The organism is Providencia sp. PROV269 (assembly GCF_028477785.1).
Lineage (GTDB): Bacteria > Pseudomonadota > Gammaproteobacteria > Enterobacterales > Enterobacteriaceae > Providencia > Providencia rettgeri.
Window position 1 is genome coordinate 1 of the sequence record NZ_JAMPLV010000013.1, and the last position, 26,552, is coordinate 26,552.

The window sequence follows — 26,552 nt, forward strand, 5'->3', positions numbered from 1 at the left end:
TTTCGAGTACTGATGGACTTAAAAAATCCTGCATATTTAAACGGTTAGGTATTGATATTTAACCGTTTTTTATTTTTAGTGTGAAATAAAAGCCCCCCAGTTAAGGGGGGAATAAGACTACCAACAGGGACTAGGAATGGAACTTAAATCTGAGCGATTAAGCGATACTTGCCATTTCTTGTTGAGCTTCTTTGGGCGTTACTTTTTTGACAATGGCATAAAGCACACCAGAAACCACCGTACCAGCTACTATCGCGAATAAATACATCAATACATGATTAATAGCTCCGGGTATTAACAGCACAAATAAACCACCGTGAGGTGCCATCAACTGAATACCAAAGTACATGGATAGCGCCCCAGTTATTGCACCACCAATGATACAAACAGGAAGAACACGGATAGGGTCTTTGGCGGCAAACGGAATAGCACCTTCTGAAATAAAACATAAACCGAGAACAAAAGAGGCTTTACCTGCTTCGCGTTCAGCGGGAACAAATTTATGTCTCGCTATTAATGTGGCAATCCCCATTGCCAGTGGCGGCACCATACCTGCAGCCATAATCGCTGCCATTGGTGCGTAGGTTTGTGAACTTAATAGGCCGACACCAAAGGCGTAAGCAGCTTTGTTGACCGGGCCTCCCATATCCGTACACATCATGGCACCCAATATTGCACCTAAGATCACTGCATTGGTGGTTCCCATGGTATTTAGCCAGTTGGTTAACCAGTCCATCAACCACGCTACAGGGTGACCAATCACATAGATCATGGCTAAACCGGTAAATAAAGTCGAAATCAATGGCACGATTAAAATCGGTTTTAACGCTTCCATTGTTTGCGGTAATTTTAATCGAGTGCTAATAAAGTGAGCACTGTAGCCCGCAAGGAAACCGGAAATGATCCCGCCTAAAAAACCTGCACCTAAGGTGGTCGCAAGTACCCCACCGACTAAACCCGGGGTTAGCCCTGTTCTGTCAGCAATGGAATAGGCGATATAACCCGATAGTACAGGCACCATTAATGCAAGGGCTGTTTGCCCACCAATTAGGCTAAGCGCCCAGGCCAGAGAGCCTTCTACATTGGATGCATCTAAACCAAAAGCAAATGAAAGTGCAGTACACAATCCTCCTGCCACAACCATCGGGAGCATATAAGACACACCTGTGAGTAAGTGCTTATAGACTCCGCGTTTTTCGTTGGATTGGCTTGATTGTGATGAGTTTTTGCCATTTTGTGGCGAAAATGTACTCGCCTCCTTTATCGCTCTATCTAATTCCTGTGCTGTTTTCTTCAATGCTGCACTGGTAGAGGTGCGGTACATTGGCTTTCCCGCAAATTTATCCACATTGACTTCGATATCAGCAGCGACAATGACTAAATCAGCTTGTGCAATTTCTTCTGGTGTAATTTCATTTCCAACCCCTACAGAACCACGGGTTTCTACTTTGATATTCCAGCCTCGTTTTTTTGCTTCAGCTTCAAGTGCTTCTGCGGACATATAAGTGTGAGCAACCCCTGTAGGGCAAGCTGTAACGGCCAATATAGAGAAAGTTTTTGTGTGCTGCGGTTCGGCAATTTGTTGTTCACAAAGTGTGGCTTCATTAATTGCTGATGTCAGGAATTCAGCAGGTTGCCTAACAGCGACATCGGGGTGGCCGAAATAGATTTTTTTGTCTGCACAATTGAAATCTTCAGGCAACTGAGTGTCAAAACAAATCACAATATCAGCATCAGTAAGCTGTTCAGTGAAGGAGATATTTTGTAAGGCAGATACATTCTTTAAGGCATCGATGGCTAGCCAGCAAATAGCAGGGCCTTGCTGGTGGCTTGGAGCGATTAATATTTTCATGTTTTTCATCCTCATTGAGCCGTAAACGGTTGTAAGTCAACCTTTGTCATCATATGTGCAAGTTGCGCTCGGTCTGTGATACCGACATTGGGTTGGGAGACTGCAAGTGCAGAAATGGCAGTAGCTAAGCGTAGTGTGTGCTCACTTGTCTGCCTCATCATTAGTCCGTAAATTAACCCTCCTACCATTGAGTCCCCTGCGCCAACGGTGCTGATAACGTCACATTCAGGTGGTTTAGCAAACCAAGCGCCTGATGAATTGACCCACATGGCACCTTTTTCGCCTAAAGAAACCACCACATGGGCAATACCTTGTTGGCGAAGTTGATTTGCGGCATCAACAATATCTTGATGAGTGGGAAGAGGTTTTCCTGCCCAAATTTCAAGTTCACGATGATTCGGTTTTACTAACCAAGGAGAAGCTTTGAGTCCAGCAACAAAAGCTTCACGGCTACTATCAAAAATGACACACATGCATTGTTCTCTAAGGCGTAACATCCATTGAGTAAAATCTTTTAAATCAACGCCTTGAGGTAAACTTCCACTGACGCAAATCATATCAAACTGACCCGCCCAGCTGAGTGAGTCGGTGACGAAACGTTGCCAATCCGCTTTAGTGACACTGAAGCCTGAAAAATTAAAATCGGTAACTGCACCGGTGTGCTCTGTCAGTTTTACATTGATACGGGTGCGGCCTTCGACAACCTGAAAGCGGTTAGCAATTCCTGTTTCGCTGAACGCTTTTTGGAAACCATCTTGGTTTTCTTTACCTAAAAAACCACCAACAGTGACATCAATTCCTAAGTTTTTAAGTACTTTGGCCACATTTATGCCTTTTCCAGCGGCATGAAGCCCAGCAGTTTTGACTAAATTCACATCACCTCTATGAATATCAGGTAAAAGCCCAACTAAATCATAGGCGGGGTTTAACGTGATAGTTGCGACTCTTCTGCTCATGCGATTTCTTCTCCAAGTCCTGAGTTAATTGCCTCGCCAATGGTAACGATAGCTTCTTGTGCATCTGTACCTTCTGCGTGAATTCGTAAACGGTGCCCACATTTAGCGCCTAAACTGACGATTTTCATTAAGCTGCGACCATTTACGGGAGTCGCAGTACCATCAAGATTACTCACAGTAATAGTGCTTTCGAACTGCTTAATGGTGGTGACTAACTGGGTGCTCGGGCGCGTATGTAGCCCATGTGGATTAAGAACGGTGAAGTCCTGAGTGATTCCGGATGTACTTGATGATTCACTTTCCGTGTGTGAATCTTCACTACGCAATAAATTAATTAGATTGTTAACGTTATCAGTGTTGTTAATTAGATTTAATTCTTTATTTTTCAATAAATTATTTATTTTAAGTAAAAAAGTTTCTATCTGATAATTAGCGTAAGAGAGAGTGATTAGGGCATTGACTGGGTTACCTTGAAAGCTAAATGTTTTTTTTACGGTCGTTATCGCAATCGCATTCTGAATATTTCCAATAGGGCTATCACTTAACCAAATACCTTGACCTAAATACGAAGGTGTTTGGGTGAGAACTTGGGTAATAAAGTCAGTACTAACAGCTCGGGCGTTTTGTAAGTTAATAATATTCTGTATTTTTAATGTGTTTATATTATCAACTTGAGCACTAACAGTGACCATTGAGTCATCAAGTTTCACTGGTTGAGTTTGGCGTTCACCCATTAGAAGTTGCTTTAAGGCTTCAGGGGTGTCAGCTTTGGCCATCGCGTCAGCTGTGTGCTCATCACTGATAATGTGGGTTAACTGGCGAAGTAATTCGAGATGTTCATTGGATTGAGCCGCAATGCCAATAACAATATAAGCAGTTTGGTTATCACCCCAGTCAATACCATTAGGGAATTGGAAAACAGCAAAACCTGTTTTCAACACTTGGTCTCGTGTCTGCGTTGTCCCGTGTGGGATTGCGATACCATTACCCAAAAAGGTGGGAGCTTGGGTTTCTCGGTTAAGCATTCCTTGTGCGTAACCGCTTTTTGCATAACCTGCATTTTCGAGAGCCTTAGCGACTTGTTCTATTGCATTTTTTTTATCAGATGCAGCAGCTGCAAGGTGGATATCGCTTATTGGTAAGTTAAACATAATTTCTCCTGATTATTATTTATTGCCGGATCAGCCAGAAGACTTGCAAGCGGATCTGATTGTTTGTTAATCATGTTATCGTTAACAAGGTTAGCTGAATCGTTTAGCCTTGTCTATGTCGCTAAGGTACGAAATACAAAAAATGAGAGCTAAGTTAAATTTTTTAAGGGGAGGAACTGAGTGTTTTTTATCTGTCTTATGACAAAGCTGAAGTAATTGCTGAAGCTTTTTGTTTTTGTAAACCAATAAGTTAAATTATCAATATGCTTGGTTATTTGAATGTTTAATACACTAAATATGGCTAAAGAAAAAATCTTCTAAAACCTCAAAAGAGCTTTGGTCGTTTTACAATAAATCGGATTATTTTGAACAAAGGGGGAAAGGGAGGTGGTTATTTATTATGCAAAGAGAGGTAAGCTGAAATTTTTCAGCTTACCTAAATGTATTATTCTACAACTTTAATTTTTTGGCTGCCCATTGAAACGATTTTACCCGCGACAATTTTACAGCGTTTACGTGTTTCGACCACACCATCAACTTCAACTAAGCCATCTGCAATCATGGCTTTTGCCATTGCACCGCTTTCCGCCCAGCCTTCAATTTTTAGCAAATCACACAGTTCGACGTGTGGGTGCCCATTTAAATTGAATATATCCATGATTACTCCAAAATTACATTAAATATCGTGGTACTCTTCACATGCTTGAAGGGTGTTTTGAATTAAAGTCGCAACGGTCATTGGGCCAACACCACCAGGCACTGGGGTGATCCAAGCTGCGTTTTTCGCGGCTTCGTCAAAATCGACATCTCCTGTGACTTTGCCGCTATCTAAGCGGTTGATACCGACATCGACCACAATCGCGCCAGGTTTAATCCATTCACCAGGAATAAAATTGGGTTTCCCCACTGCGACAACAACTAAATCAGCATGGCGAACGTGGTGTTCTAAATCTTTGGTAAAGCGATGCGTTACTGTTGTAGTGCAACCCGCTAGCAGAAGCTCTAAGCTCATTGGACGACCAACAATATTGGATGCGCCAATAATTACAGCGTTTAAACCATAAGTGTTGATACCGCAGCGCTCAAGTAGAGTAACAATCCCTTTAGGGGTGCATGGGCGAAGGCGCGGCGCACGTTGGCACAAGCGGCCGACATTATACGGATGAAAACCATCAACATCTTTGTCTGGATGAATACGCTCAATAACTTTGACGTTATCAATCCCCGCAGGTAATGGTAGTTGAACTAAAATTCCGTCAATTTCAGTATCTTGATTTAAATCATCAATCAGTTTGAGTAATTCAGCTTCTGTTGTTGTATCTGGCAAATCATAAGAACGTGAAATAAAACCGACTTCTTCACAAGCACGGCGTTTGCTGCCGACATAGATTTGTGACGCGGGGTTAGCGCCAACTAAAATCACAGCAAGCCCAGGGGCGCGTTTTCCTTGTTCTAAACGTAATTGTACTTTTTGAGCAACTTCTTGCCTAATTGTCTGCGCAATCGTTTTCCCATCAATAATTTTTGCTAACATCTGTAACTTAATCCATATATGAGACACGGTAATGACTCTATTTTGTCAGAAGTTAAGGTCATTGTCAGTTCAAACTATTACATAAAATGAGCATATAGTTATTTTAGTAGCGAAAAGCCATTGACTCAGCGCGCAGCAACCGTATAATTCAACGCCATCAGCCAGATAGGCTGCCCGCATTATCAATGCGCCCTTAGCTCAGTTGGATAGAGCAACGGCCTTCTAAGCCGTAGGTCACAGGTTCGAATCCTGTAGGGCGTACCATTAATTTTCAATCACTTACCATCATTTAAAATTCTCCACTTTTGCTAACTGGGACGTATTTGGGACGCAAGTACCGAAAATAGTGTCTATTTGCTTCGCATGTTCAGTTAAATGATTAGGTGCTAAGTGAGCGTATCTTCTCACCATATCAACCGATTCCCAGCCTCCCATTTCTTGTAGAACTGAAAGCGGGACGCCAGACTGAATTAACCAACTAGCCCATGTATGCCGCAGATCATGAAAGCGGAAGTTTTCTATTCCTGCTCTTTTTAGTGCGGCTCTCCATGCTGTGTTAGAATCAACTCGCATTTTTCTAACGCTTGGCGTTAATGTTCCGTCTGGCCTCTTTTGGGATTCAGTGTGAACAAATACCCATTTGTGATGGTTTCCTATTTGTTCCTTAAGAACCTGACAAGAGGTATCATTTAAAGCCACGCCGATAGCCTGACCTGATTTGCTTTCCTCTGGATTTATCCAAGCGACTTTTCTTTGCATATCAATCTGATTCCACTCTAAATTGATTATATTGGAACGTCGCAGCCCAGTAGCTAGAGCAAATATAACTACGGATTTCAGTGGCTCAGGGCATTCGCGGATCAGCCTTTGTGCTTCGTGATGCTCTAGCCACCGAACCCGCTTTTCTCTCACTGTTGGCACTTTAATAACAGGTGACTTTTCTAGCCATTTCCATTCTCTCTCAGCAGTTCTTAGCAATGACTTCATAATTGCCAAATGCTTTGCTTTGGTAGCTGTTGTTACTTGTACTTCTGAATAAGCAGGGATTTCCTTTCCCTTTCGATTAGCGGCTTCCGCTTGCTTTTCCCATCGCTCTCTAACCTTCCTATTTCTCATCTTGCTTACAGCTGCATAAATTTTTGCTTCTGTAATATCTTTCAGCTTCACACCTTCGAAGTGATCTAACCAAAAGGAAAGCCGACCTTTATCATCATCCAGTGATTTTTTATCAGCTTTTTCCTCTATCCAACGAACAATCGCTTCCTCAAATGTGACATCAGGGAAGTCACCAAGCTTTTCTATACGCCACAGTTCAGACTTTCGTTTGTCGTGTAACTCCTGTGCTTGCTTCTTGTTCGCTGTGCCAAGAGACTCCTTGATACGCTTGCCGCTTGGCGTCGTGTAGTCCCCGTACCAGATTTTTCCTCTTTGGAATATTGACATGGTTTCCTTTCTCCTGTCTCACCAGTGTTCACTGGTATAGTGTGAATTGATTTGTTGGCCGCTGCAATACATGCTGCTCTAGTGAATAAGTAAGGGGAATTTTTCTTTAGAGGGTTTTTCTTTGTGAATGCGATCATTCCTTGCTTGCACCACTGTGATAGTGTGTTTTCGGTTATACCAATTATTTCTGCCGCTTCTTTTCTAGATATGGTTATTCCTGTCACCATTAATCTCCTTATCTATCGTCATAACATAGTGATTGAGCCACATGTTAGGTGTGTACTTTTGTTTCTTATCGGATGGTAAATATTTAGTGAATTCGGGTAGGTGCTTGAGTAGAGTTTTGGTTGATATTTCGTTGGTTATTTTTTCGTATTTCTTCAGTTCTGTGTGGCATTTCCTTGCCACTGCTCGCAATCCGTTTTCATGCTCCTGTGGTGTCATAGGCCACCTATGCTATTTTCCATTCATTTAATATTTGATTGCCGATATTCATTAATTCATCTCTATCGACAGTGCTAATTATCTTTCGTGGCTTAATGTAAGGTCGCCATATTAAAAGCATTGAGCCTTTATTATTTCCGTTAACTGGCTTATTTGTTCCGGCATTAATAAAAGATATTCGACCTCCTGTAATTAATCTCACTTCATCAACTGTTTCCAGTGCAGAATTAAACCATCCGACGGAAGTATCAGACGGTATTAACATCACGACAGGCTGTAATTGTTTTTTACATTGTTCGGCGGCCTTATTAATCCAAGGCTGAATTTCGCTATATGGGGGATTTAAGAATATCGCGCCGTAGCTTTCCCAGTCACAATTTAGTGAGTCGTCTTTTTCGGTGAGATAATGAGTGCAAAGATGGTTATTATTATCGGCGGCGGTATCTAAATAGAAACCGAATTCAGCGTCCAATGCTGTGAATAAAGGTAGGGGAGTTTGCCATCTGTCACGCAATTCCTTTGGTGTGTGGCTACCTCCGTAGTCAGCCTTCATTCTTGCTATCACTTATATTAAAAGGCAATCCATCAGCTTCCATTGGCTTTATGTTAGTAAACGTACATGGGATAATTACACCGCCGAACTCTTGAGCAAACATCAATACTTGCTTCGCCTGAAGAGAAACGTATTTCCTTGGTAATGCTATTTGATAAGTAACGCCATCAATTAATACTAGCGTCGTCATTGCTTGAACTTGTTTCATTGATCATTCTCCGCATCCTTCATTAATAAATATGCAATACTAATCCCGCGCGATAAATTTGCTTCACTCACCATCGGTATGTGTATATTGCGAACAATCCAAGACTCACAGTCATTATTAAAGTCTGGATGAATTGATAATTTAGCTTCTAGTATTAATTGCCATGCATCGGATGGATAATTACACGGATTAAACTTTTGAGTCTGACCATTATTAAACTTTCTAAAAATAGTTTGTTCTTTTTCAAAATAAACATACCTATTCTTATTGTCCATTTCTGCTATTCGCCTGTTAATCTCGAAGTCAGATAGTTCAGTGTATTTATTCATTGTCATCCTCTAAGATTTCATTAATTGTGTCTCTAATATCAATTAAGTCTTGTTTTGTTACATCCATATTCCAAGACGGAGTGTTTAAAATAAAACAATCTTTTATTGTTGGTTCTATTTCAATGCAATCTCTATAATTTTCTAATCCAGCATAATATTTATCTTTCATTCCACACCTCGCCGCACTTAATCTCAACATCCCGCACATGCATTATCTGCATTGCGCGAGCCTCGCATTCTTGCTGTGTGTATATTTGCTCTGCAACAGGCACAGCAGAGCCCTGTATTACAAGAAGTAATACATATCCGATTATTATTTTCATATTTAATCTAATCGATATAGTGGAATTGAATTATCTTCTTTGCTCGGCTTAATTGCTGCATTTAATTTTCTTTTAATACATAACTGAGCTACAGGGTTAATATAACCAACAGGCTCCAAGCTATTAATTAAGCTCTCGCGTGATGCTTGCCAGCTAATCCACATTAAATCTACATATTGGTCAGCGTAATTTAACCCGTTATTGGCGCGTTTAAGTTTTAATTCAAATTCTGACGGGTCGCTGAGTGACTTTATTGTCTCTTCAAATTGCTGCCTTGATTTATCCATCACTCCACCTTTTTAAATTCAATCACCCATACCCATTCGTTATTCATCCAGCTATCAATTCCGTATATACCAATCCATACAGCATAGAAGTCAGATGTATATGAGTTTAATTTCCCATCGAACCCTTCGGCTTTAGCATCGCTTTCACTGATATCATTTACTTGCTGCAACCAAACATCAGTAATCTCAATTTTCCCTTTGATATTACCGTCTTTATCTGCAGCGTTAATGATGTCGCCAATTTCACCATACGGGCAATCAGGGTCAATAAAGCCATGCCGCCATGCTGCACATACTTGCTCTGATAGTGTGTAGCCATCTTGCCATGCACCTAACTTGCGTAATTCATCCTCGGTTACTTTTGGTTGTGGCTTAATCGGTCTGCGAGTCTGCGTTTTTCTGCCATTCATGACAGCCGTTAACATTGCATCGTTAAACTTAATTCTGTCTTTCATTGTTCCACCTTTTAATGTGTAAGAAAGTATTAATAACTAAAAGTTATCCTATTAAGATGATTGGTTTAAGAGTAATTTGTATGTGTGAGTTCTAGTCAGGATGAATAGCGTGATTTTCCATAAAAGAAATGATGATAATCAGCCAATAAATGCTATTGATACAATTGTTTGCGTATTAAAGTTCACAGTAACTCTTGTGACGATTAGCTGTTTTGTCACATTGATATTATTGCTTTTTGCTTGCGAACTTTAACTGGTATTCATTCCTCTTCATTTAATAACGCCAAACCTTCATCAGTAAGCTTTATCATGTGAGTATCATCAGCAAAGCCACTAAATCCACTATCGCTTATGAAGTCCATAAAAACATCAAGTTGCGTATCTAAATCACCATCGGGCTTACCGGCACATAAATAATCAGCCTCTATTCTTTCAACATATTTCCCGTTTAATCCATGTATTTTTGCTAAAACTGTGTAGAATTTCCCGCCAGAATTTTTAAAGTCTTTAACCGCTTTCTTAATTCTATTAAATGCCCGTTGCTGCTCAGGCGTCATTTCAATTAATTCTTGCGCTTCCATTATTCACTCCTCTTATTGCATCCCTGCGAGTTAAATTAAGCTGTCCGTAGCTTTTCGATTTCAGGATATAACTCACGAGTTATTTTTAATGCCTGTTCAGTGCTGACGGAACCTTCCATTTGCTTATTAAACCAAGCATCAATATCTCCAGCGTTCTTTTTCATTTCGTCGTAAAATTCTGAATCAATCCACTGGAATATACTTTGAGCCCATAAGTGAGCTTCTTTAGGGTTATTTTCTGAAAGGTAATGCTCAACCACTAAAAGCAATAAATTTAGCCTGTGTAACTCCCATGAATACACATGCCCGCGAGCTACCTCTTGCTGTAGTGAGCTAATTTCATCTTTGATTATGTCCGTCATATCTATCTCCTGTTTGCATCCTTGCAAATATATCCTTTGGTTATTTGATACTTTTCTTAATTAGGTAAGAAAGAAAACGTAATGCTCTCTGATAGAATTCAGGTCTATCATCCCAAATGTTGTAGCCAGCATATCCAGTGTCGGATTCATACGGCTCAGGCGGGTACTTCTTGAATATTCTCGCTTTAGCTTCGGCTTTGATTGCAGCTTCCTTGCTGAAATATCGCCTATTCCTAGTTGGCGAGTAATAGACTTTCACCACCTCAGTAGTTACAGGCATGGTTATATCCTTTGGTTAAATCACATAGGGAAGGGTCAGAATGGGATTTCCTGATCATCCCAATCCATTGGTGGCTCATTCTGCGGTGCTTGTGACTGCTGCGGTTGCCGCGCTGGCTGCTGGCTTCCTGCCTGATTGCCGCTGTTACCACCCAGCATCTGCATAGAGCCGCCTATATTTACGACCACTTCAGTGGTGTATCTGTCTTGACCGCTTTGGTCTTGCCATTTACGTGTTTGCAAAGAACCTTCGATATAGACTTGTGAGCCTTTTTTCAGATATTCGCCTGCAACCTCAGCCAACTTGCCGAAAATTACCACACGGTGAAACTCAGCTTTTTCTTTCTTTTGTCCTGTTTGTTTGTCAGTCCAGTAGTCATTTGTTGCTAATGTAAAGTTGGTGACAGCACCGCCATTTGGCATGTATCTAACAGTCGGGTCATCACAAGTATTTCCAATTAATATGACCTTATTTACGCCTCTAGACATTAGATGTGGCTCCATGTTTTTCTTCTGATAATTGAACTTATCGCAAGTTGCGATACTTTGTATTTAGCGGCTAATTCATACTGATTTAGCTGCTTTCTTTCATATGCATTTCTTATTTCTATAACTTGTATTGAGTTGAGTTTTGAATTGCCGTTATTCTCACCTCTTGCCGCATAGATTTTATCCTTTTGCCTGCCTTTCATTAGCATGTCACTTGTATTGCTTTTAATTGTTCCTAGCATTAAGTGATTTGGATTACAGCAAGAAGGGTTATCACAAGTATGGCAAACGATGTAGTTACTAATGATTGGTCCGTTTGCTAAAATAAATGCCACTCGGTGAGAGGTGAGGTATTTTTTATTTATTCTTACGTTCCCGTATCCTTTTGTCTTTTTTGCGCCATTCCATTCCCAGCACTCGTGATTATCACTCGTAATGGCAACTTTTGACCAAAAAGCAATTTCCTGATCCTTGGTAATTGCTAGTGATTCTTTACTTATGATTTCCATTTTCACCTCATCGGCTAAGCGGCCTCCAATTCTGATTTTCTAATGTCATAAACTTCTTTAGCTTTTGCTTGCTCTGGCGTGTTATCGAGCAACTTCCATGTTTTACCAAATTCAGCTTTTAACGTTTTTATGTTGCTAATATTCATAGCGTTTCCAGTAAACTCAGATAGGACAACATCAGGTTTGAAGTTTTTTTCCTGTTGCTTATGTTCATTGCTATCTGCATCTTTTGAATCATCAATAGCGAACAATCCATTTAAGCAATACTTACGAGCATATGAGCTTGTGGCCCCTGTTACCTGAGCGTCATCCATTCCTTTTTTTGACATCGGCTCTCTTGCTAAAGCTGATACGCTATGTGAATTCTCTCCATCCGTGAGAGTTGCGGTTGATTTAACGTAAATGCGATCACCGACAGCAATAACATCATCAGTGATACTTAACACCAAGCCATCAAGTAATGGTTTAACTGACTCTAAAATCCCTTCGCAACTCCTGTATGCGTAGTTCCCGAATGAGTTATTTAGGTTTTTTGGTGCTTTTAGGTTCTGTTGTATAGCTGCTATTTTCTGGAAGAATTCTTTACTCATATTTCTTCTCCATCCAATAATTAATACTAAACTCAACATCAGGGTCTAAATCAGGTTGGCCTAGCAGCCAAGTTAAATACCCTGCGTTTTCTTTCTTTACTTCGGTAAATGGGATCCCTTTGTACTTACCGAAGCGCAACCTGCTTAATAGTGATGGCTGATTAGTTATTTCTAACATTTCCGTATCTGACCACCCTGAATCATCCTTGATCCGCTTAAATAATGACGCTGTAACAATGCAGTCATATAGCGCTCTGTGAGCATGCAACCCCTCTGGCACGTGAACATCCAGTTTCAGTGCGTATCGCAGATATTGATTGCTGTGGCTTTCCAGCTCTGGCCATAAACGCCTTGCTAGTTTTAGAGTGCAAATAAAAGGCACGTCCATTTCTGGCATCATTCGTTTATCGAACTCGGCATTATGTGCAACCAGATAATCAGCGCCTTTATAAACATCAATTACATCTTCAATAAGCGGGGATAGTTCAACCATCTCATCGGTGATATGGTGAATAGCCATTGCGCTTATTGAGATTGGTTTCTGAGGGTTTACAAAGTGGGATTGCTGCGAGTTATAATCAATTTCCGTGTCGTTTAAATCGATACTTGCTATTTCAACTATTCCACTATCAAAATCACAAGTTTCGGTATCTATTGTTCTGTATTTAGTCGCCAACTTTTCTACCTCCCATTGGTAGTTCTGGAATATTTAAATAAGGGTCAAAGTTATCTTTGAATAAATGCCTTGCATATCGCTCCAAGTTAGCCTGTCTTCGTTGCGCTTGAATGTGTTCAGGTAGAGGAGGGTAGAATTGAGACATTTCTAAGTTTTGACTTTTAACTAGTGCGGCATGAGCTAATTCTAGTGTTGAAATCCTTTCAACTGGTTGAATTTCATTGCCCGTTAGGTCACGTACTCTTCGCCTTTCGATATCTTCATCAATCATTGATAAAGCATATTTCAGGGCAGCATCCTTGCTTTTATGACTGGGGAATGCAGGTATTAAATATTTACCCATATTCACCTCTCATCCACCTGCTAGGCGTTGATTGTGGCTGAATACCAAGGCTTTCCATGCGATAGTATTCAGCTTCTTCCTCGCGTTCCCTGCGTCGTCTTTCGGCATCCTGCCTTTGCTTGAGTTCATACTCTGAAATTCTCATGCTGCGTCCTCATACCGTTCCCTGAGTATCTTCTCCAACAGTTCCTTTGTTGGGTTTAAACTTAATATCAGCCACTCCATGGCATTGGTTTCTATCCCTGTGTGTGAATCAAATTCGAGTGATATGCGCTGTCCTTGGTGCGCTGCTGGCGATGAAGATATGTAAATCCCTTTACCTTCAATCGTTAGTGTTTGCATAAGTCACCTCGATATCAGCGTTAAAATAATGAGCAGGGCGATAACAACAGCTATCCAATCCCACTTAATTTTGTTTTTAACCTCATCCTTGAAGCTCTCGCTATTCAGTCGATAGCTGAGTTCCTGACGTTTTAATTCGTTAATTTTTGGCATAAGAAATCCCTCACTTATCGATTGATAGCGATTGTTATTAGTTGAAAGTTTCTGGTGTTGGTGCGGTGGGTATTAGTAATTCATTGTCATGTGGGGGATTTGGTTACTTGCAACTAGCTTAATAAATTCAGTCGCTAATTTTTCATCAAATCCGTTACTGACTAATGCTTGTAATGTTTCTTGGTTGTACTTGCGGCGATGTTCTTTATCTTCTTGACGCTTCGCATCTTCCTGACGTTTACGTTCTTCTTCTGCCAGTCGCGCTTGTTCAGCTTTAAGAGCTTTCTTGCGCTCAGCTTCGATAGCTGCTTGTTTTTCGCGCACAGCTCGTTCCTGAGCTTCTTTAGCGTCACGCTCAGCCTTTTCCTTGGCTTCTTTAGCTTCTTGCTCTGCACGTTGAATGGCTTCCTGCTTTTCACGCTCTGCACGTTCGGCGGCTTCCTTTGCTTCACGTTCGCGCTGTGCTGCTGCTTCGATTTCTTGCTGTGCTTTTTGTTCGGATTCTAACCTAGCTTGCTCTGCTGCTTGTTTCTTCAGCTCTTCTTCGTGTGCAATACGTTGGCGTTCTGCTTCGGCTTTAGCTTCTGCTAAATCACGGTCGAATTTCTCATTCATGAGCAGGGCGATTTCATGGTCTGACTCGATGCGTTCAGCAAGTGCCTTATCGAATGCTGCATTCATTTCTAGCGCTTCTTCGTGCCACGCGAACATTTGCTTTTCTGCTTCGATTCGCTCTTGCTCGGCTTCCCACTCAGTTAATGGCTGTCGAACTTTATCGCGCAATGTATCGAAACGCTCTCGCACAGTTCGGCGATTGGCGTCGATTAGCTTTGGTATTTCTTTTAACTCTGCTACTAAGTCTTTACCGAGCCCATCAAGGTAAGTTTTTGATTGAGCGACTTTGTAGGCCAATGAAGCAATTTCCTTGCGACCTTTAACGGTGGTGACATCAGGAATAAAAGAGTTAACTTCTTGCTCTACTTTACGAATGATATCTTCGACGCTATCCGATGACTTAAATACTTCAAGCGCCGTTGACTTCTCAATTACGACTAATTCATTTGCCATTTCCTATGTTCCTTATGTGCGTATTCCTCACTATTAATAGCGATATGAATGATTAAGTGGTGGGTTACTGCTGACTATTTGATGCGCTTTACTTGTTGGCGAGCAAATTTCTTTGTGTGACCTTCAGCGATTAGGCGTTTAACTTGATAATCACGATTGAGCTTTTTAGCCTCTTTCGTATTTTCAGGTTTAACTCCTCTGTTATATTTTTCGTTCATATCACCCCCTAGCCTTTAACATTGCATCTGCCATCTTGTAGGCTGATAGTGCTGTACTGTAGAAGTCACCTTCACATTCCTCCCTTAAAGACCATGGTAGCGGTATTGTGCCAATCATTGCATTCATAGCCTTAGCTGCTAGGTAATCTCTAAAAGAGATATCAGCTAACATCAGCTCAGGCTCTTTACCATCTGGACGCCACAGCAAATCATAATCGCCGTTATCGTCAAAGCTGGTTACTTGGTATTTCCAGCGGTGACCTTCATATTCGAAGGTTTCATTTATGCCGGATGAGTAACCTCTTTTTCTTGGGAATCGCGCTGTTAGATACTTACTATACTCAGGCGAGTCTTTATATACTTTCAGTGTTATTGCCATCTCTATCTCCTATCTATTAATCAACTCACCACAGCCCACCTTGATGGACTGTAATTAGTTAACTAGCCGAATTTAGGTAATAAAAAACCCCGCAGTTGCGAGGTTTATCTTTTCTTCCCTAGCGAGGGTAATACGCCTTGCATTGGTGGCGAACCGTTGTGTTTATTTATGCTTTTTAGCAGGTAATGTTTGTTCTTTATTGGCTTTTCGCTACCTAGAACCTTACGCTTGGCGTCTCTAATTTTAACCAGCTCATTATCACTTGCATTCGCATGGTACTTATCAATGTGATATTTAGGATTCATCGGGTTGAAAAGCCTTTTACATACAGGGCATTCAATTCTCATTGGCGCTTCCACTATATTAAGCTCTCGCAGTTACTTCTCCAGATTCCAACAGCGTACCAGATTTTCTATATTTAGCTGAGTAAATACTAGAATTCGGTAAGCAGGTGTTATCTGCTGAGTCATAAACTTTAGTGCTGCGAATTGAAATTGCTTTTTCAACTCGGTTAACCTTTGCCGTCTCAATAGTTGGTAATAGTGAATTTAATTTCAATTCAATCTCTTGCCTTGCAATGGCTTCAGCTTTTCTTCTTGCGTGACGTCTATTTGCTGATGAACCACGTAAAAACTCAGGCTTGCGTGATTTTTTCACTGTGATAGTTGCCATATATCCTCCAAACAATTGGCTTTGGTGATTGGAGGTAGGTGCTGATCTCCTACTTTCGGTGTTACGTCATGCGACACGCGACTTACTGAGTTATTGCCGATCCCTATCTAGCTAATCAGCCTTAGCGCTCACCAATCCCAAAACCTTTTGAGAAGGTTGTCGCTTTGTCAGCGACTCCATTCTGATAGCTAAACTAAATTGCTATCAACGTTGTTAAAGAACTAGGCGTATATTTCATGTTGCTTGCCTTCGATGTGACAATAATATGCATTTTACGCAAATGCGTCAAGCGCATATTTGAAAATAAATATATGCGTACATAGCGTTTTCACGCATGTTCATGATTTTGTTTATAAATTAATTTTATTTATTTTCTTGATGAGTGAGGAAAATCACACTGGCGGGGAATTTCGGGCACAAAAAAGCCCTCGCGGGGAGGGCTGGAAGGGCTAATCGTCAGATTTTAATTTCTTTAGAAGCTCTTCTTTTTTCTTTTTCTTATCAGCTCTATGTATCATTAAATTCTTAAACGACTGAATTTCATGCATTATTGAGCGAATGTATATGAGTGTTGATAGCGAAGAAAAAATCAAGCCAAAGCAAATAGAAATGATTGTGCTCATACTTATAAATTGCTGTTCAAGCAAAAATAGCACTACAAAAATTATGGCTGAAACGAAATAAAAGCAAATAAGAGCATACAGCCTATTTTGTTTTGCGGTTACTATCCCTTTTAACCTACGAATCTCCGAAGATGTTAGTTCGGTGTGCTCGCTAGACTCTGGTAATTTAAGCATAGCTTGCACAGAAAAGGTGGCTGGGAATAATAAAAGCGTCACGAGTATCCAAGGCGTTATTGTGGTGTTTATTGCCATGTAGTTAGACGCAATCTTAGTAACTAAAAAACCAATAATGAAGGCTACTATCATATTAAAAAGCAATTTTTTAGTGCTCATATAGCCTCCTATTTACTTAATCTTTAGCTCCGATCTCCCCCGCATCTACTTTGGATAAAAGCCATTTATGCATTTGCAAATATAAGTGATTTTCGTCAATTAGTCCATTGTTGTATTGAACGTTTAGATTGCCTCTTAGCCTTAGCTCACTGCCTTTTATCATACCTCCACCATCCAGATCTATTTGTATATCTTCCTCGTCAATATGTCTCATTGAGCTTGCTAAGCTGTCTAACACAGCTTGTCCTGATTTCGATGTTTTTCTAAAGTAAGTTATCTCTAAAGTAACTTGAATATTGGCATCATCTAAGGCGTCTTCTAATTTGAGGTTGCTGAATTCCTTATCCCCAAGCATGGCTCTGATTATATTGCCACCTCGTCCAGTTGGCATATATTTTATTTTTTTGACTCTTTCTTGCTTGCTTTCTGATTGGTGTTTAATTGAGATATCGCCATTTCCACTTTCTGCTTTAACTGGAACGCTGCCAAGTTTTATTTTTCGAACTGGGGTGCTTTCCATAATAGATATGGTTTTTTCTGCTGGCTTATCTTGCAAAATAAGACAACCATCATCATTTAACTGATCTGAAAAACTATGTATTAACCAGTTGAAGTGGGTTTCTATATCCTTTGATGTCAATGCCTTGGATTGAACTATCATTACGTGATTCTGGAAAACGCCGAAGTGTAGGATGGAGTCAATAAATTCCCTTTTTATTCTTTTTGTATCCTCTTTGGTTAGCTCCTCATCAGATAAAAGCTGTATTTGTTCAGATGTTATTGAGTTAATATCATAAAATTCAGAGTCTTCATTAATGGTCATCAAGGCTTGGCTTTTACCCTGCTCAAAAAGAATTAACTGACCAAATAATATCGTCTTATATAGCTCATTCTTGTTCACCATTCGGAATGGACTATTAGTGTCTAATGGAGATATTTTTTCCCTTCTATCAGACACTTTAGATGCAGTCCCGCCTTTGGATATAATGGAGCTTAATATTTCTTGCAGAGTTGCTTCACAATTAGGAATAACCGCTCTTTTGTAATGAACTACCTTGCTTCTAGTATCCTTAGCCATCCTTACCATTCCTATGAATTAAAATTATTTGATAATTTATATTAACACCACTCACACCCTAAAACGTGTCGTCACCCAAAGAAGCAGCCTTGTACATCATCTTCAACGAGCTTAATAGCGTCAGAGAAACTACCTAACATTTTTTCATCGTAGTTGTGCCAGTTGTTATCTTTATCCATCCAAAATAGAGACCAAGAGCTGTTAGATTTGTTATGTGTAATTTTAGCAATTGGCTCTTGAGCTTGGCCATTACTCCAAGTAAGGCGTCTTACTTCAAATATGACAACGGAGTCATCTTCAATGTTGTAGCTTAAATCTAGCTCATCTCTAAGGTGTTCAGCAGGCCTACGTTTCTCCATGAAAAATTCCATGCATCTCTTAATGTTCGCTACTTCAATATCGTTAAATGCCATACATCCCTCTAAAACGTATATTTACTCTACTCTGCATTGAAAATAGAAATCCAAGCAAAAGGTTCTTCTGCAAACTGTAATACTGCTCCAACTGCTAGCGCTATTATTAACATAACAATCAGCAGCTTATTTTTACTGATGAGTTCTAATAATCTTTTCATATCGAACCCTCACTAATTATCAAATGCAATCAGTAACAATAGAATGATATCCAGCACCGCAATAACAACTAGCAGTATCATTATGTTAGCGTTGGATATCAGTTCTAGCAGTTTCTTCATTTAAAACGTGTCGTCAGGCCACTGAGACTTATTGAACATATGGAGGCATATTTAATTTTGTTTCACGTTCCCATTTATCAATATACTTTGTAGGCTTAACAATCGCGGCTACATAGTGCATTTTATCCACTTGGCTAGGTTCTAGAGTTATAGGCTTATGCGCATTGTTAATGCTAGTAAATTGATAATCGCCATCTCTGGTTTTATTGAATACCTTGATCATGTTGTGACCATCTACAGTTCTAACAAAGACCTCATCACCAGACCTTACGCTAGTATTAGGCTCAACCACTACGTATTCGCCAGATTGGATTCTAGGCCACATGCTATCGCCTTTAACCTTCAATCCATAAGCATCCTTGTCATCACTGTAAATCTTTAACCAGCCGTTATGCTCTTCCATCATGTCTACTGCACCATCTATACCTAAAACAGCCTCACCGATAACCTTAACGGTGCCAGATGGCATTTCACCGATGTATTCAATTTCGTCTGGTTTTACTGGATCTTCAGTAAATAAATCAGCAACCGTGACTCCTAGGGCTGACGCTATTTTCACTAGCGTGTTTTCTGAATAGCCTTGCTTATTGGTTTCTAGGCGAGAAATATTGCCCACATCACTACCAATAGCTGTGGCTAGTTCAAGGATTGTCATCCCTTTGCTTTTTCGTATTTCGCGAATTCTAGTTCCTATTTTCATGCCTTAATTCAACTTTATTTATGCGTATTGCACAAAGCGTATTGCGCATATTTTTACTTGTGATAATATGCGTGTAGCGCATCTAAAAGGAGTGAGATATGCAAACACCATTAAGAAAAATTCGCCTAGAAGAGCAACTAACAATTTCTGAAGTTGCCAATGCTATCAATTGTGATGTTGGTAACTTAAGCAGATTAGAGCGAGGAACTCAGGCTGCTTCATTAGAATTAGCAGAAAGATTAGCGAGATTCTACGGCGATAAAATTACAGAAATGCAAATTCTGTATCCAAAAAGATATATGTAAAAAAAATGTTCTTTAACAATCGCAGGGTTATTTACTGCTACGGAGTCGCCGATAAAGCGACAGATTTACCAAGCAATACACACTCACAGGATCGTGAGCAACGGACTAACTACGTCAAAAGGAATTTAACAAATGGACTACGCAATTTCACGCAACGTGCGAGCTATTGAGGCTCGTATTCGAAAAGGGATCATCTTAACCACACCTAAGCAAGTTGCTAAGGCTGTCGGTGTACACGAATCCCAAATCACTAGATGGCAAGCTGAGAACGGCTTTGTTGAGAAGGCAGCAAGACTGCTAGACGCAATAGGGTTCGATGCGCCAATTCAAGATGTGATTATTCAGGGAGATGAGGCTAGGGCATTAATTCAGATGCTAGAGCATGTCAGATACCCAAAAAGAAAAGCCTCAACGGTGGCACCCGATGAGACTCAAATTAGTTTAAACATCTAATTGTAGTTACCCATTAATACTGGACGAATAATCAGTATTAGTCAAATGATTTGATCACTCATAGATAAGCTCATTAATTTATTTTTAATGGGCTTTAAATTCATGGAGTTAAAAAGTATATGGATAATTATGAGTATAACGTCAATGTTTTAATGCCAAGTTATTATTTTGAACAAGATGAAAACTGGATCAGGGAAATGTTATTGAGGCTAAGGCCATCAGTAAGACCAAAGGTATCAGTTAAATATTCTGAGGTTTATCAAGAGCATTTCGACGATGAGCCTATATCTTACAAAAAAATAAATGCTGGCAGAAAAGCAGCAAATACACGATTAAGAAACTTTGTAAAAAACTATGCTTCCTATCTCGATGGACATGTTTCTGATCCGAGAGTTTTTCAACAAGGCACTAGCCAGATGAACCAACCATCTCAAGGTGTCGCCTGAATCACCGAATTCCATACAAAAATATGGCCTGTTCCTTGGAAAGTGTAGCAATGCCGATACATGGCACTAGGCATAAGTATCTGATTCAAAAACCAAAAAATGAAAATCCGAGTTCTGAATTTACCCCTATAAGGACAAGGAGAGGGCAATTAAGAAATTCGTTAAAAATCATGAGGTTAATCAACATCAAAACGACAGGGTTTGTCGCTTTTTGCGACAGGTTCGGTCGCTTTGTTAAAAATCAATAGGTTACGATTTTATGCACAAATGGTCACGAGTTTTTAAAGCCAAGGAGCTGTTTAAACGAATGGCTGGATTGTCTCCCGTAGCAACGGAGCTGTACGGACATATCGTTGAGAATTGTGACTGGCGGCATGGGCGTTTTGTTGCGACTTCGGCAGAGGTAGCAAGCGAGTTAAACGTCACAGCGCGAAGTATTCAAAGAGCCAACAAAGAGCTTGAGGTTGCAGGTTTAATCAAGTTCAAGCGTGGCATATACGCAATAAATCCAGAATTTAACTGGGGGGGAAGGAGCTGGAATATATCGAAATCCTGTTACTACACGATGGACAGGAAAGGTGCTCAGGTTATTGATTTTAATGACGCAGCAGAAGCCATTAACTCAAAAAAGCTTGAGGAGATAGCCCGAAAAACCTTGAGGGAGGCAAACGGGCGTAACGCAAAAAGGAATTAATCATGCTCAGTATAACGCCAAAAGCTAAGCAAGTCACCGCATTGGATATGCTCAGAAGAAACTGGAATCAGCATCGAACGATGTTACTTTCGGCAAGTGTGGGGTTTGGTAAAACGGCAATAGCCGCATTCATGGCAGACGGCCTAGTCTCTAGGAAGCTGCGAGTTATGTTTGTAGCGCCTTACACAGTGTTATTAGACCAGACAGCAACACGGTTTGTTGAATATGGTTTGCCGCCAGACGAAATCAGTTATGTGTGGCGAGATCACCCACTGTATGACCCCGAAAAGCTAATTCAAATTGCATCAGCAGATACGCTAATTCGTCGCAAATTCCCTGACAATATCGATTTACTTATCATCGATGAAGCCCACATGAAGCGAAAAAAAATACTCGAAATCATTCGAGATACGGATATTCGTGTAGTTGGATTATCAGGAACACCATTTGCTGGGTGGATGGGGGAATACTACGAAACACTGATTAAACCAACGACGATGAAGGAGTTAATCGAAATTGGTGATCTGAGTCCTTACGAGTTTTATGCGCCAGATAATCCTGATGTTAGCGGTGTGAAAACATCAAAACTGTCGGCATTCGGCAATGACTACAACGAGGAGCAGTTAGCCAAAATCATGGGCGATTCTGATTTAGTCGGGAATATCGTCAAGTTTTGGTTAGAACATGGCGAGGATAGGCCAACAGTTTGTTTTTGCGTCAATGTTAGCCATGCAAACTACGTCACGATGGAATTTAACCGAGCGGGGATCAACGCTGAGGTGATGACAGCAGACACGCCACACGATGAGCGGCAGTTGATTATTAACCGTTTTGAAAGTGGAGCTACAAAAATCATCGTTAACGTTGGTGTTCTTGTTGCAGGGTTTGATAGTGATGTTCGCTGCATCATCTACGCAAGGCCAACAAAGTCAGAAATTAGATGGGTTCAGTGTCTTGGGCGCGGATTGAGAACAGCAAAGGGAAAAGACAAGTGTCTCATATTCGACCACTCAGGATCAGTTCACTTACTTGGCTTTCCTGATGATATCGAATACGACGATTTGCAAAAGAAAAATGACGGAATGAAAACTCAAAGTGGTTACAGCGAGAAAGAAAAAGCTGAGAAAAAACCTAAAGAGTGTCCATCGTGCCATTACATGAAGCCCGCAGGCGTTTACGTTTGCCCTAAGTGTGGATTTAAACCACTGATGGGGGAAAACGTTCAAGTCGATGAAACACGCGAACTCAAAAAGCTGAAAGCGGGTGAACAGATATTCACCAAAGAGCAAAAACAGAGTTGGTGGTCACAAATCAAGTTTTATCAAAAACAGCGTGAGATATCAGGCAAGCCGATTTCAGATGGTTGGTGTGCTCACACGTACAAGAAAAAATTTGGTGTATGGCCTCGTGGTTTACATGACTCACCGCAGGAAATAACACCCGAAGTCAGTAATTACATTCGGTCAAAAAATATCGCCTTTGCAAAAATGCAGGAGAAGCAAAACGCCAAAGAGGTAAAGCCGAAAACAGAGTCTGAAAAAATGGACTCTGCAAGGTCACACCTAAAAGGCATACGGGAACAACTCAGTTTAGGAGGTAATCGTGAAGACGGTAGAAGCAGTAGTAGGGCGATGGCCTGAAATATTTGAGTATTACAAATTACCGCCAATCACAGGGAAAAAACATTATCTAGGTGAATGCCCAATATGTGGCAAGAAAGGGAAATTCAGGATAGACGATAAAAACGGAAAGGGGTCTTGGATATGTTCATGTGGGGCTGGGGATGGTTGGAAATTACTGGAACTTACCCAACAAAAAGATTTTAGAGTTTTAGCTAGTGAGATAGACCGATTAATCGGAAACAGTTATTCAGGTCAAGCAGTACCGCAAACCCAATCAGATGTAAAAGCCACTCATTCAAAAGTAATCGCAAAGTTCGCCTCACTAATCCCACTTAAAGATACATCAGCTCACCGTTATTTGATGGGCAGGGGGATCAACGTTTTACCGTCTCAGCATATCAGATACAGCAGCACGCAACAGAACGGATTTACCTCACTCTGGTCAATAGCAACAGATGATCGCGGTGCTGGTTGTTATCTGCATAGGACGTTCTTGGATGGGGAAAAAAAGGCAAACTTTGAAGGGAATAAACGCCTTACCAAACTACAGGAAGATAACTATTTAGATTTTGCTGGCTCTATCGCTATTCGAATGACCCCAGTAGCATCAACGCTGGGGATTGCCGAGGGAATAGAAACAGCTCTTTCCTGTCAGCAAGTCTACGGCTGTAACACTTGGTCAACGTTAAATGCCAATTTCATGCGGAAGTTTAGAGCACCAAAAGGCGTTAAACACCTCATCATATTTGCAGACACGGACAGCAACGGCACAGGGCTAGCAGCCGCTTTTGAGTGCGGCAATCGAAATATTCTTAGCAACAACGATGTTGAGAAAGTCAGTGTCCGATGGATTGACGGAATAGGCGACTTTAACGACATGCTAGTCAATGGGGCAAAGGTATTTCAACAGGAGTTATGGCGCAAGCAAGCAGCCTAACACACCAAATCATAAGGACTTCTAGATGAGCATATTATTTCACAAGGATTACCCATATTCAGATTTAGATAACTGCTACAAAAATTATGAGTTGCTAATTGATAGCCAACAATGGGTAAACCACCCACTGGTAGACACCACAGATCACCCAATCAAAAGAAAAGCAACGCGATTGATTAGACAAATGAACAGATGCTTTCCAAGAGGTAAGGCATACATGCGAGTTAGCAAGCGTGAGTTTATGGCGGGCAATTAAGCGAGGTGTTGAGTGATGAAAGGAACAACGTTAACAGAGCTATTGGCAGCATGGAAAAATCACAAAGATATCATTTCAGCTAGGGCGCATGCAGCTGCTGGATATCCTGATAGAAAACGCTGGCGTGAAATAATGGCTGCTCGCAAAAGGAGGCTTAACAGAAGCCGAATATTTATTAGAGCTAGTGTCGTGGCTAGAGTGTTAGAAAATCATGAGCTTTTTCAATATATGAATGAGATTAGCGGCAGTAACGGACTACCTAAAATGATTCACACATTCGGCAATTCAGGCACAGCAAAAAGCCAGAGGGAGGCATCTAATGCGGGGAACTAATTGGGTTAAGGTGAGCGAGGGATTACCTAAAGATTACATGGTAGTTCTCACTAAGAACAATGGTGCAATAGTTAGAGCTATATTCATTCACGATGAAGAGAAAAAGCCGACATTTATTCATTTTAGCCGAAACGGGAAAGGCAGAATATTGGGTGATGTAACTGATTGGTACTCCCCCACCAATGCCAGAGGGTGAATGATGGAATCACCACTTGCACGAATGATTAAGCAGCAGGTATTCGACGCCAACGTCGACAGGCTTGTAAAACTAAACGATGAGCAATGGGATTTGATACTGAATGACCAAGACGAACGCGCATGGTCTGGCGGTAATTACTACGGTCACGATTATGACGAATGGGAAATTAACATTGCCTACGATATCAAATATGTGAAAACAGGATTACGGGAGCCGTTGTTATGATAGGAACAAAAGTAATTTATGACACAGGGAATAATTGGAATTGCTGGGCTGTAATAGTGTTTAGCTATGGTCGTTATATTGAATGTTACCGCCCATCCAAGCCAACAAAAAAGCAATTAAGAAAGATAAAAAAAGACTCCATTAGGATTATGAAACTTGACGATTAGGAGAGCTAACAGTGAGTGATGAAACATACAAATGGATAGTAGGCACGTTATCAATGATGGGCTACGTGTGGATTGTTACACAGGCGTTTTGCTGGTTCGTAAGTTTAATTTTCAGCAAGCTATTTAAACGCAAATCAAAGGAACGCAAGCAAGCGGCGATTGATGAGTTGTACGATGCGTTTGAACTAGGCGAAATTAAAGATAACCAGACTATTAAGTTTGCAACCAAAGGCGGCTTAGTCGTTATGATTTATCGTCAATAGGAGGTTAAATGTCACTAAAGACATACTATCTCAGTAGTAAAAACATCAGACAGAACGCCATCGAAGCAATACAAAACCTACCAATAGATTCAACCAAGCCCTACGAAGTAAAACTCTCCGAACCTAAACGAACCAAAGCACAAAATGACCGTATGTGGGCAACTCTTACTGATTTGTCTGAGCAGGTCATGTGGCAAGGTCAGCGGTACGACAAGGAGGACTGGAAAGACTTAATCACTGTGCTTAACAAGCAAGTTAAGGGCGAGGCTCAACGCTCGGCTGTCGGGTTAGGCGGCGGCATTGTTTATTTCGGTGAACGTACTAGCAAAATGCGAGTAAGGCAAATAGCGGATGTTATCGAATGTGCTCACTGGTTCGGCTCACAAAATGACGTGAAATTCACTGATGACGCAAAGAGAGAATTAGAGTGGGCGCAACGCATCGGTGACAAACAGAAACTCAAGGAGCAGCAAGAGAGATGAAAGAACCTCACATACACAAGCTTCTTACATACGAGGAAGCAGAAAGACTTTGTGAGCACTACAGGCGACAAGGTTATTCACCAGTAAAGATACTCAATATTAACCCTCAGTATTTCGATGTATCAGTCAATTTACCCACCCAAAAATGGCTCAAGCCAACACCGCGAACAATGATTAATAGGATGTGGAGATGAATAAAAATAATCACCCAACGTACAAAGAGACATTTCATAAGCACATGTTTAACTTTGACTTGTTATTCAAATACGGAAAATTTGTTTTGATTTGGTCTACCTTTGCTTTAGTGGCAGGTTTAATTGCGGAGGTAATACGTTGATATGTCACTAAAACGCGATAAATACGACATTGTATTTTCGCAGTTAGTCAGGGAACGAACAGATTACGAATGCGACTACTGCGGAAGACACTTTAGACACGAACCTTCAAAACTTCACTGCTCCCACTTCAAATCACGACGACACAAAGCAACTCGATACCATCCTCTCAATGCTTTCTCACACTGCGCAGGCTGTCACCGAAAATTAG

The 26,552-nt window shown here is 40.8% G+C and carries 42 protein-coding genes and 1 tRNA gene; 13 read left to right on the plus strand and 30 right to left on the minus strand.

Annotated elements, in window-relative coordinates:
• Nucleotides 1-157: 157 nt before the first annotated feature.
• The 5 genes from fruA to folD all read right to left on the minus strand — a co-directional run bounded on the left by fruA (nt 158) and on the right by folD (nt 5,493).
• Entirely contained in the window at nt 158-1,852 is a 1,695-nt protein-coding gene (gene fruA, locus PR683_RS14760; protein WP_272571672.1) for a PTS fructose transporter subunit IIBC, read from the minus strand.
• An 11-nt stretch (nt 1,853-1,863) separates the two neighbouring features.
• On the minus strand, nt 1,864-2,808 hold the full coding sequence (gene fruK / locus PR683_RS14765; protein WP_109912080.1) for a 1-phosphofructokinase: 945 nt from the start codon (nt 2,806-2,808) through the stop codon (nt 1,864-1,866).
• Nucleotides 2,805-3,959, minus strand: coding sequence for a fused PTS fructose transporter subunit IIA/HPr protein (gene fruB / locus PR683_RS14770; RefSeq protein WP_123382354.1), 1,155 nt, complete (start codon nt 3,957-3,959; stop codon nt 2,805-2,807). The genes fruK and fruB overlap by 4 nt, the downstream gene beginning before the upstream one ends.
• Before the next feature lie 445 nt (nt 3,960-4,404).
• Nucleotides 4,405-4,617 carry a ribosome-associated protein YbcJ gene (gene ybcJ, locus PR683_RS14775; RefSeq protein ID WP_004913522.1) on the minus strand — a complete coding sequence of 71 codons (213 nt, stop codon included), beginning with the start codon at nt 4,615-4,617 and terminating at the stop codon, nt 4,405-4,407.
• Nucleotides 4,618-4,635: 18 nt separating this feature from the next.
• Complete coding sequence (gene folD, locus PR683_RS14780; RefSeq protein ID WP_004913518.1) at nt 4,636-5,493, minus strand: bifunctional methylenetetrahydrofolate dehydrogenase/methenyltetrahydrofolate cyclohydrolase FolD; 858 nt, start codon at nt 5,491-5,493, stop codon at nt 4,636-4,638.
• Between the two features lie 187 nt (nt 5,494-5,680).
• On the opposite strand from folD, the gene PR683_RS14785 reads away from it, so the two are divergent.
• Nucleotides 5,681-5,757 (plus strand) — tRNA-Arg (locus tag PR683_RS14785).
• Between the two features lie 21 nt (nt 5,758-5,778).
• Here PR683_RS14785 and PR683_RS14790 read toward each other — a convergent pair.
• From PR683_RS14790 to PR683_RS14910, 25 genes are all read right to left on the minus strand, one after another.
• Nucleotides 5,779-6,936 carry a tyrosine-type recombinase/integrase gene (locus PR683_RS14790; protein ID WP_272581835.1) on the minus strand — a complete coding sequence of 386 codons (1,158 nt, stop codon included), beginning with the start codon at nt 6,934-6,936 and terminating at the stop codon, nt 5,779-5,781.
• 451 nt (nt 6,937-7,387) lie between these two features.
• Nucleotides 7,388-7,933 carry a phage N-6-adenine-methyltransferase gene (locus PR683_RS14795; protein ID WP_272581836.1) on the minus strand — a complete coding sequence of 182 codons (546 nt, stop codon included), beginning with the start codon at nt 7,931-7,933 and terminating at the stop codon, nt 7,388-7,390.
• Nucleotides 7,923-8,141, minus strand: coding sequence for a hypothetical protein (locus tag PR683_RS14800; RefSeq protein WP_272581837.1), 219 nt, complete (start codon nt 8,139-8,141; stop codon nt 7,923-7,925). The genes PR683_RS14795 and PR683_RS14800 overlap by 11 nt, the downstream gene beginning before the upstream one ends.
• Nucleotides 8,138-8,470, minus strand: coding sequence for a phage protein NinX family protein (locus PR683_RS14805; protein ID WP_272581838.1), 333 nt, complete (start codon nt 8,468-8,470; stop codon nt 8,138-8,140). The genes PR683_RS14800 and PR683_RS14805 overlap by 4 nt, the downstream gene beginning before the upstream one ends.
• Nucleotides 8,463-8,639, minus strand: coding sequence for a hypothetical protein (locus PR683_RS14810; RefSeq protein WP_272581839.1), 177 nt, complete (start codon nt 8,637-8,639; stop codon nt 8,463-8,465). Before PR683_RS14810 ends, PR683_RS14805 begins: the two co-directional genes overlap by 8 nt.
• A 156-nt stretch (nt 8,640-8,795) precedes the next feature.
• On the minus strand, nt 8,796-9,080 hold the full coding sequence (locus tag PR683_RS14815) for a hypothetical protein (protein ID WP_272581840.1): 285 nt from the start codon (nt 9,078-9,080) through the stop codon (nt 8,796-8,798).
• Nucleotides 9,080-9,535: an ASCH domain-containing protein gene (locus PR683_RS14820; protein WP_272581841.1), complete on the minus strand. Its 456-nt coding sequence runs from the start codon at nt 9,533-9,535 to the stop codon at nt 9,080-9,082. The genes PR683_RS14815 and PR683_RS14820 overlap by 1 nt, the downstream gene beginning before the upstream one ends.
• Nucleotides 9,536-9,795: 260 nt before the next feature.
• Nucleotides 9,796-10,116 (minus strand): hypothetical protein, encoded by a 321-nt coding sequence (locus PR683_RS14825; RefSeq protein WP_272581842.1) that lies wholly within the window; start codon nt 10,114-10,116, stop codon nt 9,796-9,798.
• Nucleotides 10,117-10,151: 35 nt separating this feature from the next.
• Nucleotides 10,152-10,478 carry a hypothetical protein gene (locus tag PR683_RS14830; protein WP_272581843.1) on the minus strand — a complete coding sequence of 109 codons (327 nt, stop codon included), beginning with the start codon at nt 10,476-10,478 and terminating at the stop codon, nt 10,152-10,154.
• Nucleotides 10,479-10,793: 315 nt separating this feature from the next.
• Nucleotides 10,794-11,261, minus strand: coding sequence for a single-stranded DNA-binding protein (gene ssb / locus PR683_RS14835; RefSeq protein ID WP_272581844.1), 468 nt, complete (start codon nt 11,259-11,261; stop codon nt 10,794-10,796).
• Nucleotides 11,246-11,755, minus strand: coding sequence for an HNH endonuclease signature motif containing protein (locus PR683_RS14840; protein WP_217008186.1), 510 nt, complete (start codon nt 11,753-11,755; stop codon nt 11,246-11,248). The genes ssb and PR683_RS14840 overlap by 16 nt, the downstream gene beginning before the upstream one ends.
• A gap of 14 nt (nt 11,756-11,769) precedes the next feature.
• A complete protein-coding gene (locus PR683_RS14845; protein ID WP_136134465.1) occupies nt 11,770-12,345 on the minus strand; it encodes an ERF family protein in 576 nt (191 codons plus the stop codon).
• Entirely contained in the window at nt 12,338-13,021 is a 684-nt protein-coding gene (exoX, locus tag PR683_RS14850) for an exodeoxyribonuclease X (protein WP_272581845.1), read from the minus strand. The genes PR683_RS14845 and exoX overlap by 8 nt, the downstream gene beginning before the upstream one ends.
• Nucleotides 13,011-13,364 carry a hypothetical protein gene (locus PR683_RS14855; RefSeq protein WP_213942437.1) on the minus strand — a complete coding sequence of 118 codons (354 nt, stop codon included), beginning with the start codon at nt 13,362-13,364 and terminating at the stop codon, nt 13,011-13,013. Before PR683_RS14855 ends, exoX begins: the two co-directional genes overlap by 11 nt.
• 345 nt (nt 13,365-13,709) lie before the next feature.
• On the minus strand, nt 13,710-13,859 hold the full coding sequence (locus PR683_RS14860; protein WP_165568291.1) for a hypothetical protein: 150 nt from the start codon (nt 13,857-13,859) through the stop codon (nt 13,710-13,712).
• A gap of 72 nt (nt 13,860-13,931) precedes the next feature.
• Complete coding sequence (locus PR683_RS14865) at nt 13,932-14,927, minus strand: cell envelope biogenesis protein TolA (RefSeq protein WP_272581846.1); 996 nt, start codon at nt 14,925-14,927, stop codon at nt 13,932-13,934.
• Between the two features lie 74 nt (nt 14,928-15,001).
• Nucleotides 15,002-15,145, minus strand: a complete 144-nt coding sequence (locus PR683_RS14870) for a hypothetical protein (protein WP_272581847.1) — start codon at nt 15,143-15,145, stop codon at nt 15,002-15,004.
• Between the two features lies 1 nt (nt 15,146).
• On the minus strand, nt 15,147-15,524 hold the full coding sequence (locus PR683_RS14875; RefSeq protein WP_272581848.1) for a hypothetical protein: 378 nt from the start codon (nt 15,522-15,524) through the stop codon (nt 15,147-15,149).
• Between the two features lie 104 nt (nt 15,525-15,628).
• Entirely contained in the window at nt 15,629-15,871 is a 243-nt protein-coding gene (locus PR683_RS14880; RefSeq protein ID WP_272581849.1) for a hypothetical protein, read from the minus strand.
• A 16-nt stretch (nt 15,872-15,887) separates the two neighbouring features.
• Nucleotides 15,888-16,196, minus strand: a complete 309-nt coding sequence (locus tag PR683_RS14885; protein WP_129467313.1) for a transcriptional antitermination N peptide — start codon at nt 16,194-16,196, stop codon at nt 15,888-15,890.
• A gap of 449 nt (nt 16,197-16,645) precedes the next feature.
• Nucleotides 16,646-17,152, minus strand: a complete 507-nt coding sequence (locus PR683_RS14890; RefSeq protein ID WP_105881157.1) for a hypothetical protein — start codon at nt 17,150-17,152, stop codon at nt 16,646-16,648.
• A 16-nt stretch (nt 17,153-17,168) separates the two neighbouring features.
• The gene (locus PR683_RS14895; RefSeq protein ID WP_129467312.1) at nt 17,169-18,230 is read right to left on the minus strand and encodes a hypothetical protein; all 1,062 of its coding nucleotides are present in this window, start codon (nt 18,228-18,230) and stop codon (nt 17,169-17,171) included.
• A gap of 71 nt (nt 18,231-18,301) precedes the next feature.
• Nucleotides 18,302-18,643, minus strand: a complete 342-nt coding sequence (locus PR683_RS14900) for a DUF3024 domain-containing protein (RefSeq protein ID WP_129467311.1) — start codon at nt 18,641-18,643, stop codon at nt 18,302-18,304.
• Nucleotides 18,644-18,669: 26 nt separating this feature from the next.
• On the minus strand, nt 18,670-18,804 hold the full coding sequence (locus PR683_RS14905) for a hypothetical protein (RefSeq protein WP_255254513.1): 135 nt from the start codon (nt 18,802-18,804) through the stop codon (nt 18,670-18,672).
• A gap of 148 nt (nt 18,805-18,952) precedes the next feature.
• Entirely contained in the window at nt 18,953-19,624 is a 672-nt protein-coding gene (locus PR683_RS14910; protein ID WP_129467310.1) for an XRE family transcriptional regulator, read from the minus strand.
• A gap of 98 nt (nt 19,625-19,722) precedes the next feature.
• Between PR683_RS14910 and PR683_RS14915 the strand changes: the two genes are divergently transcribed.
• The 12 genes from PR683_RS14915 to PR683_RS14970 all read left to right on the plus strand — a co-directional run bounded on the left by PR683_RS14915 (nt 19,723) and on the right by PR683_RS14970 (nt 26,006).
• On the plus strand, nt 19,723-19,929 hold the full coding sequence (locus PR683_RS14915; protein ID WP_105881154.1) for a helix-turn-helix domain-containing protein: 207 nt from the start codon (nt 19,723-19,725) through the stop codon (nt 19,927-19,929).
• 132 nt (nt 19,930-20,061) lie between these two features.
• Complete coding sequence (locus tag PR683_RS14920) at nt 20,062-20,382, plus strand: CII family transcriptional regulator (RefSeq protein WP_217008193.1); 321 nt, start codon at nt 20,062-20,064, stop codon at nt 20,380-20,382.
• Between the two features lie 119 nt (nt 20,383-20,501).
• Complete coding sequence (locus PR683_RS14925; protein ID WP_140180822.1) at nt 20,502-20,828, plus strand: hypothetical protein; 327 nt, start codon at nt 20,502-20,504, stop codon at nt 20,826-20,828.
• Between the two features lie 307 nt (nt 20,829-21,135).
• The gene (locus PR683_RS14930; RefSeq protein WP_226693973.1) at nt 21,136-21,522 is read left to right on the plus strand and encodes a hypothetical protein; all 387 of its coding nucleotides are present in this window, start codon (nt 21,136-21,138) and stop codon (nt 21,520-21,522) included.
• Between the two features lie 2 nt (nt 21,523-21,524).
• Nucleotides 21,525-23,162: a DEAD/DEAH box helicase gene (locus PR683_RS14935; RefSeq protein WP_272581850.1), complete on the plus strand. Its 1,638-nt coding sequence runs from the start codon at nt 21,525-21,527 to the stop codon at nt 23,160-23,162.
• Nucleotides 23,125-24,081, plus strand: a complete 957-nt coding sequence (locus PR683_RS14940; protein WP_272581851.1) for a primase-helicase zinc-binding domain-containing protein — start codon at nt 23,125-23,127, stop codon at nt 24,079-24,081. Before PR683_RS14935 ends, PR683_RS14940 begins: the two co-directional genes overlap by 38 nt.
• Before the next feature lie 25 nt (nt 24,082-24,106).
• Nucleotides 24,107-24,337 carry a hypothetical protein gene (locus tag PR683_RS14945; protein ID WP_272581852.1) on the plus strand — a complete coding sequence of 77 codons (231 nt, stop codon included), beginning with the start codon at nt 24,107-24,109 and terminating at the stop codon, nt 24,335-24,337.
• Between the two features lie 15 nt (nt 24,338-24,352).
• Nucleotides 24,353-24,670, plus strand: a complete 318-nt coding sequence (locus PR683_RS14950) for a hypothetical protein (protein ID WP_272581853.1) — start codon at nt 24,353-24,355, stop codon at nt 24,668-24,670.
• Nucleotides 24,657-24,866, plus strand: a complete 210-nt coding sequence (locus PR683_RS14955; protein ID WP_272581854.1) for a hypothetical protein — start codon at nt 24,657-24,659, stop codon at nt 24,864-24,866. The genes PR683_RS14950 and PR683_RS14955 overlap by 14 nt, the downstream gene beginning before the upstream one ends.
• Entirely contained in the window at nt 24,867-25,094 is a 228-nt protein-coding gene (locus PR683_RS14960) for a hypothetical protein (RefSeq protein ID WP_272581855.1), read from the plus strand.
• A 178-nt stretch (nt 25,095-25,272) separates the two neighbouring features.
• Complete coding sequence (locus PR683_RS14965; RefSeq protein ID WP_272581856.1) at nt 25,273-25,524, plus strand: DUF4752 family protein; 252 nt, start codon at nt 25,273-25,275, stop codon at nt 25,522-25,524.
• An 8-nt stretch (nt 25,525-25,532) separates the two neighbouring features.
• On the plus strand, nt 25,533-26,006 hold the full coding sequence (locus PR683_RS14970; protein ID WP_272581857.1) for a recombination protein NinB: 474 nt from the start codon (nt 25,533-25,535) through the stop codon (nt 26,004-26,006).
• Nucleotides 26,007-26,552: the final 546 nt, after the last annotated feature.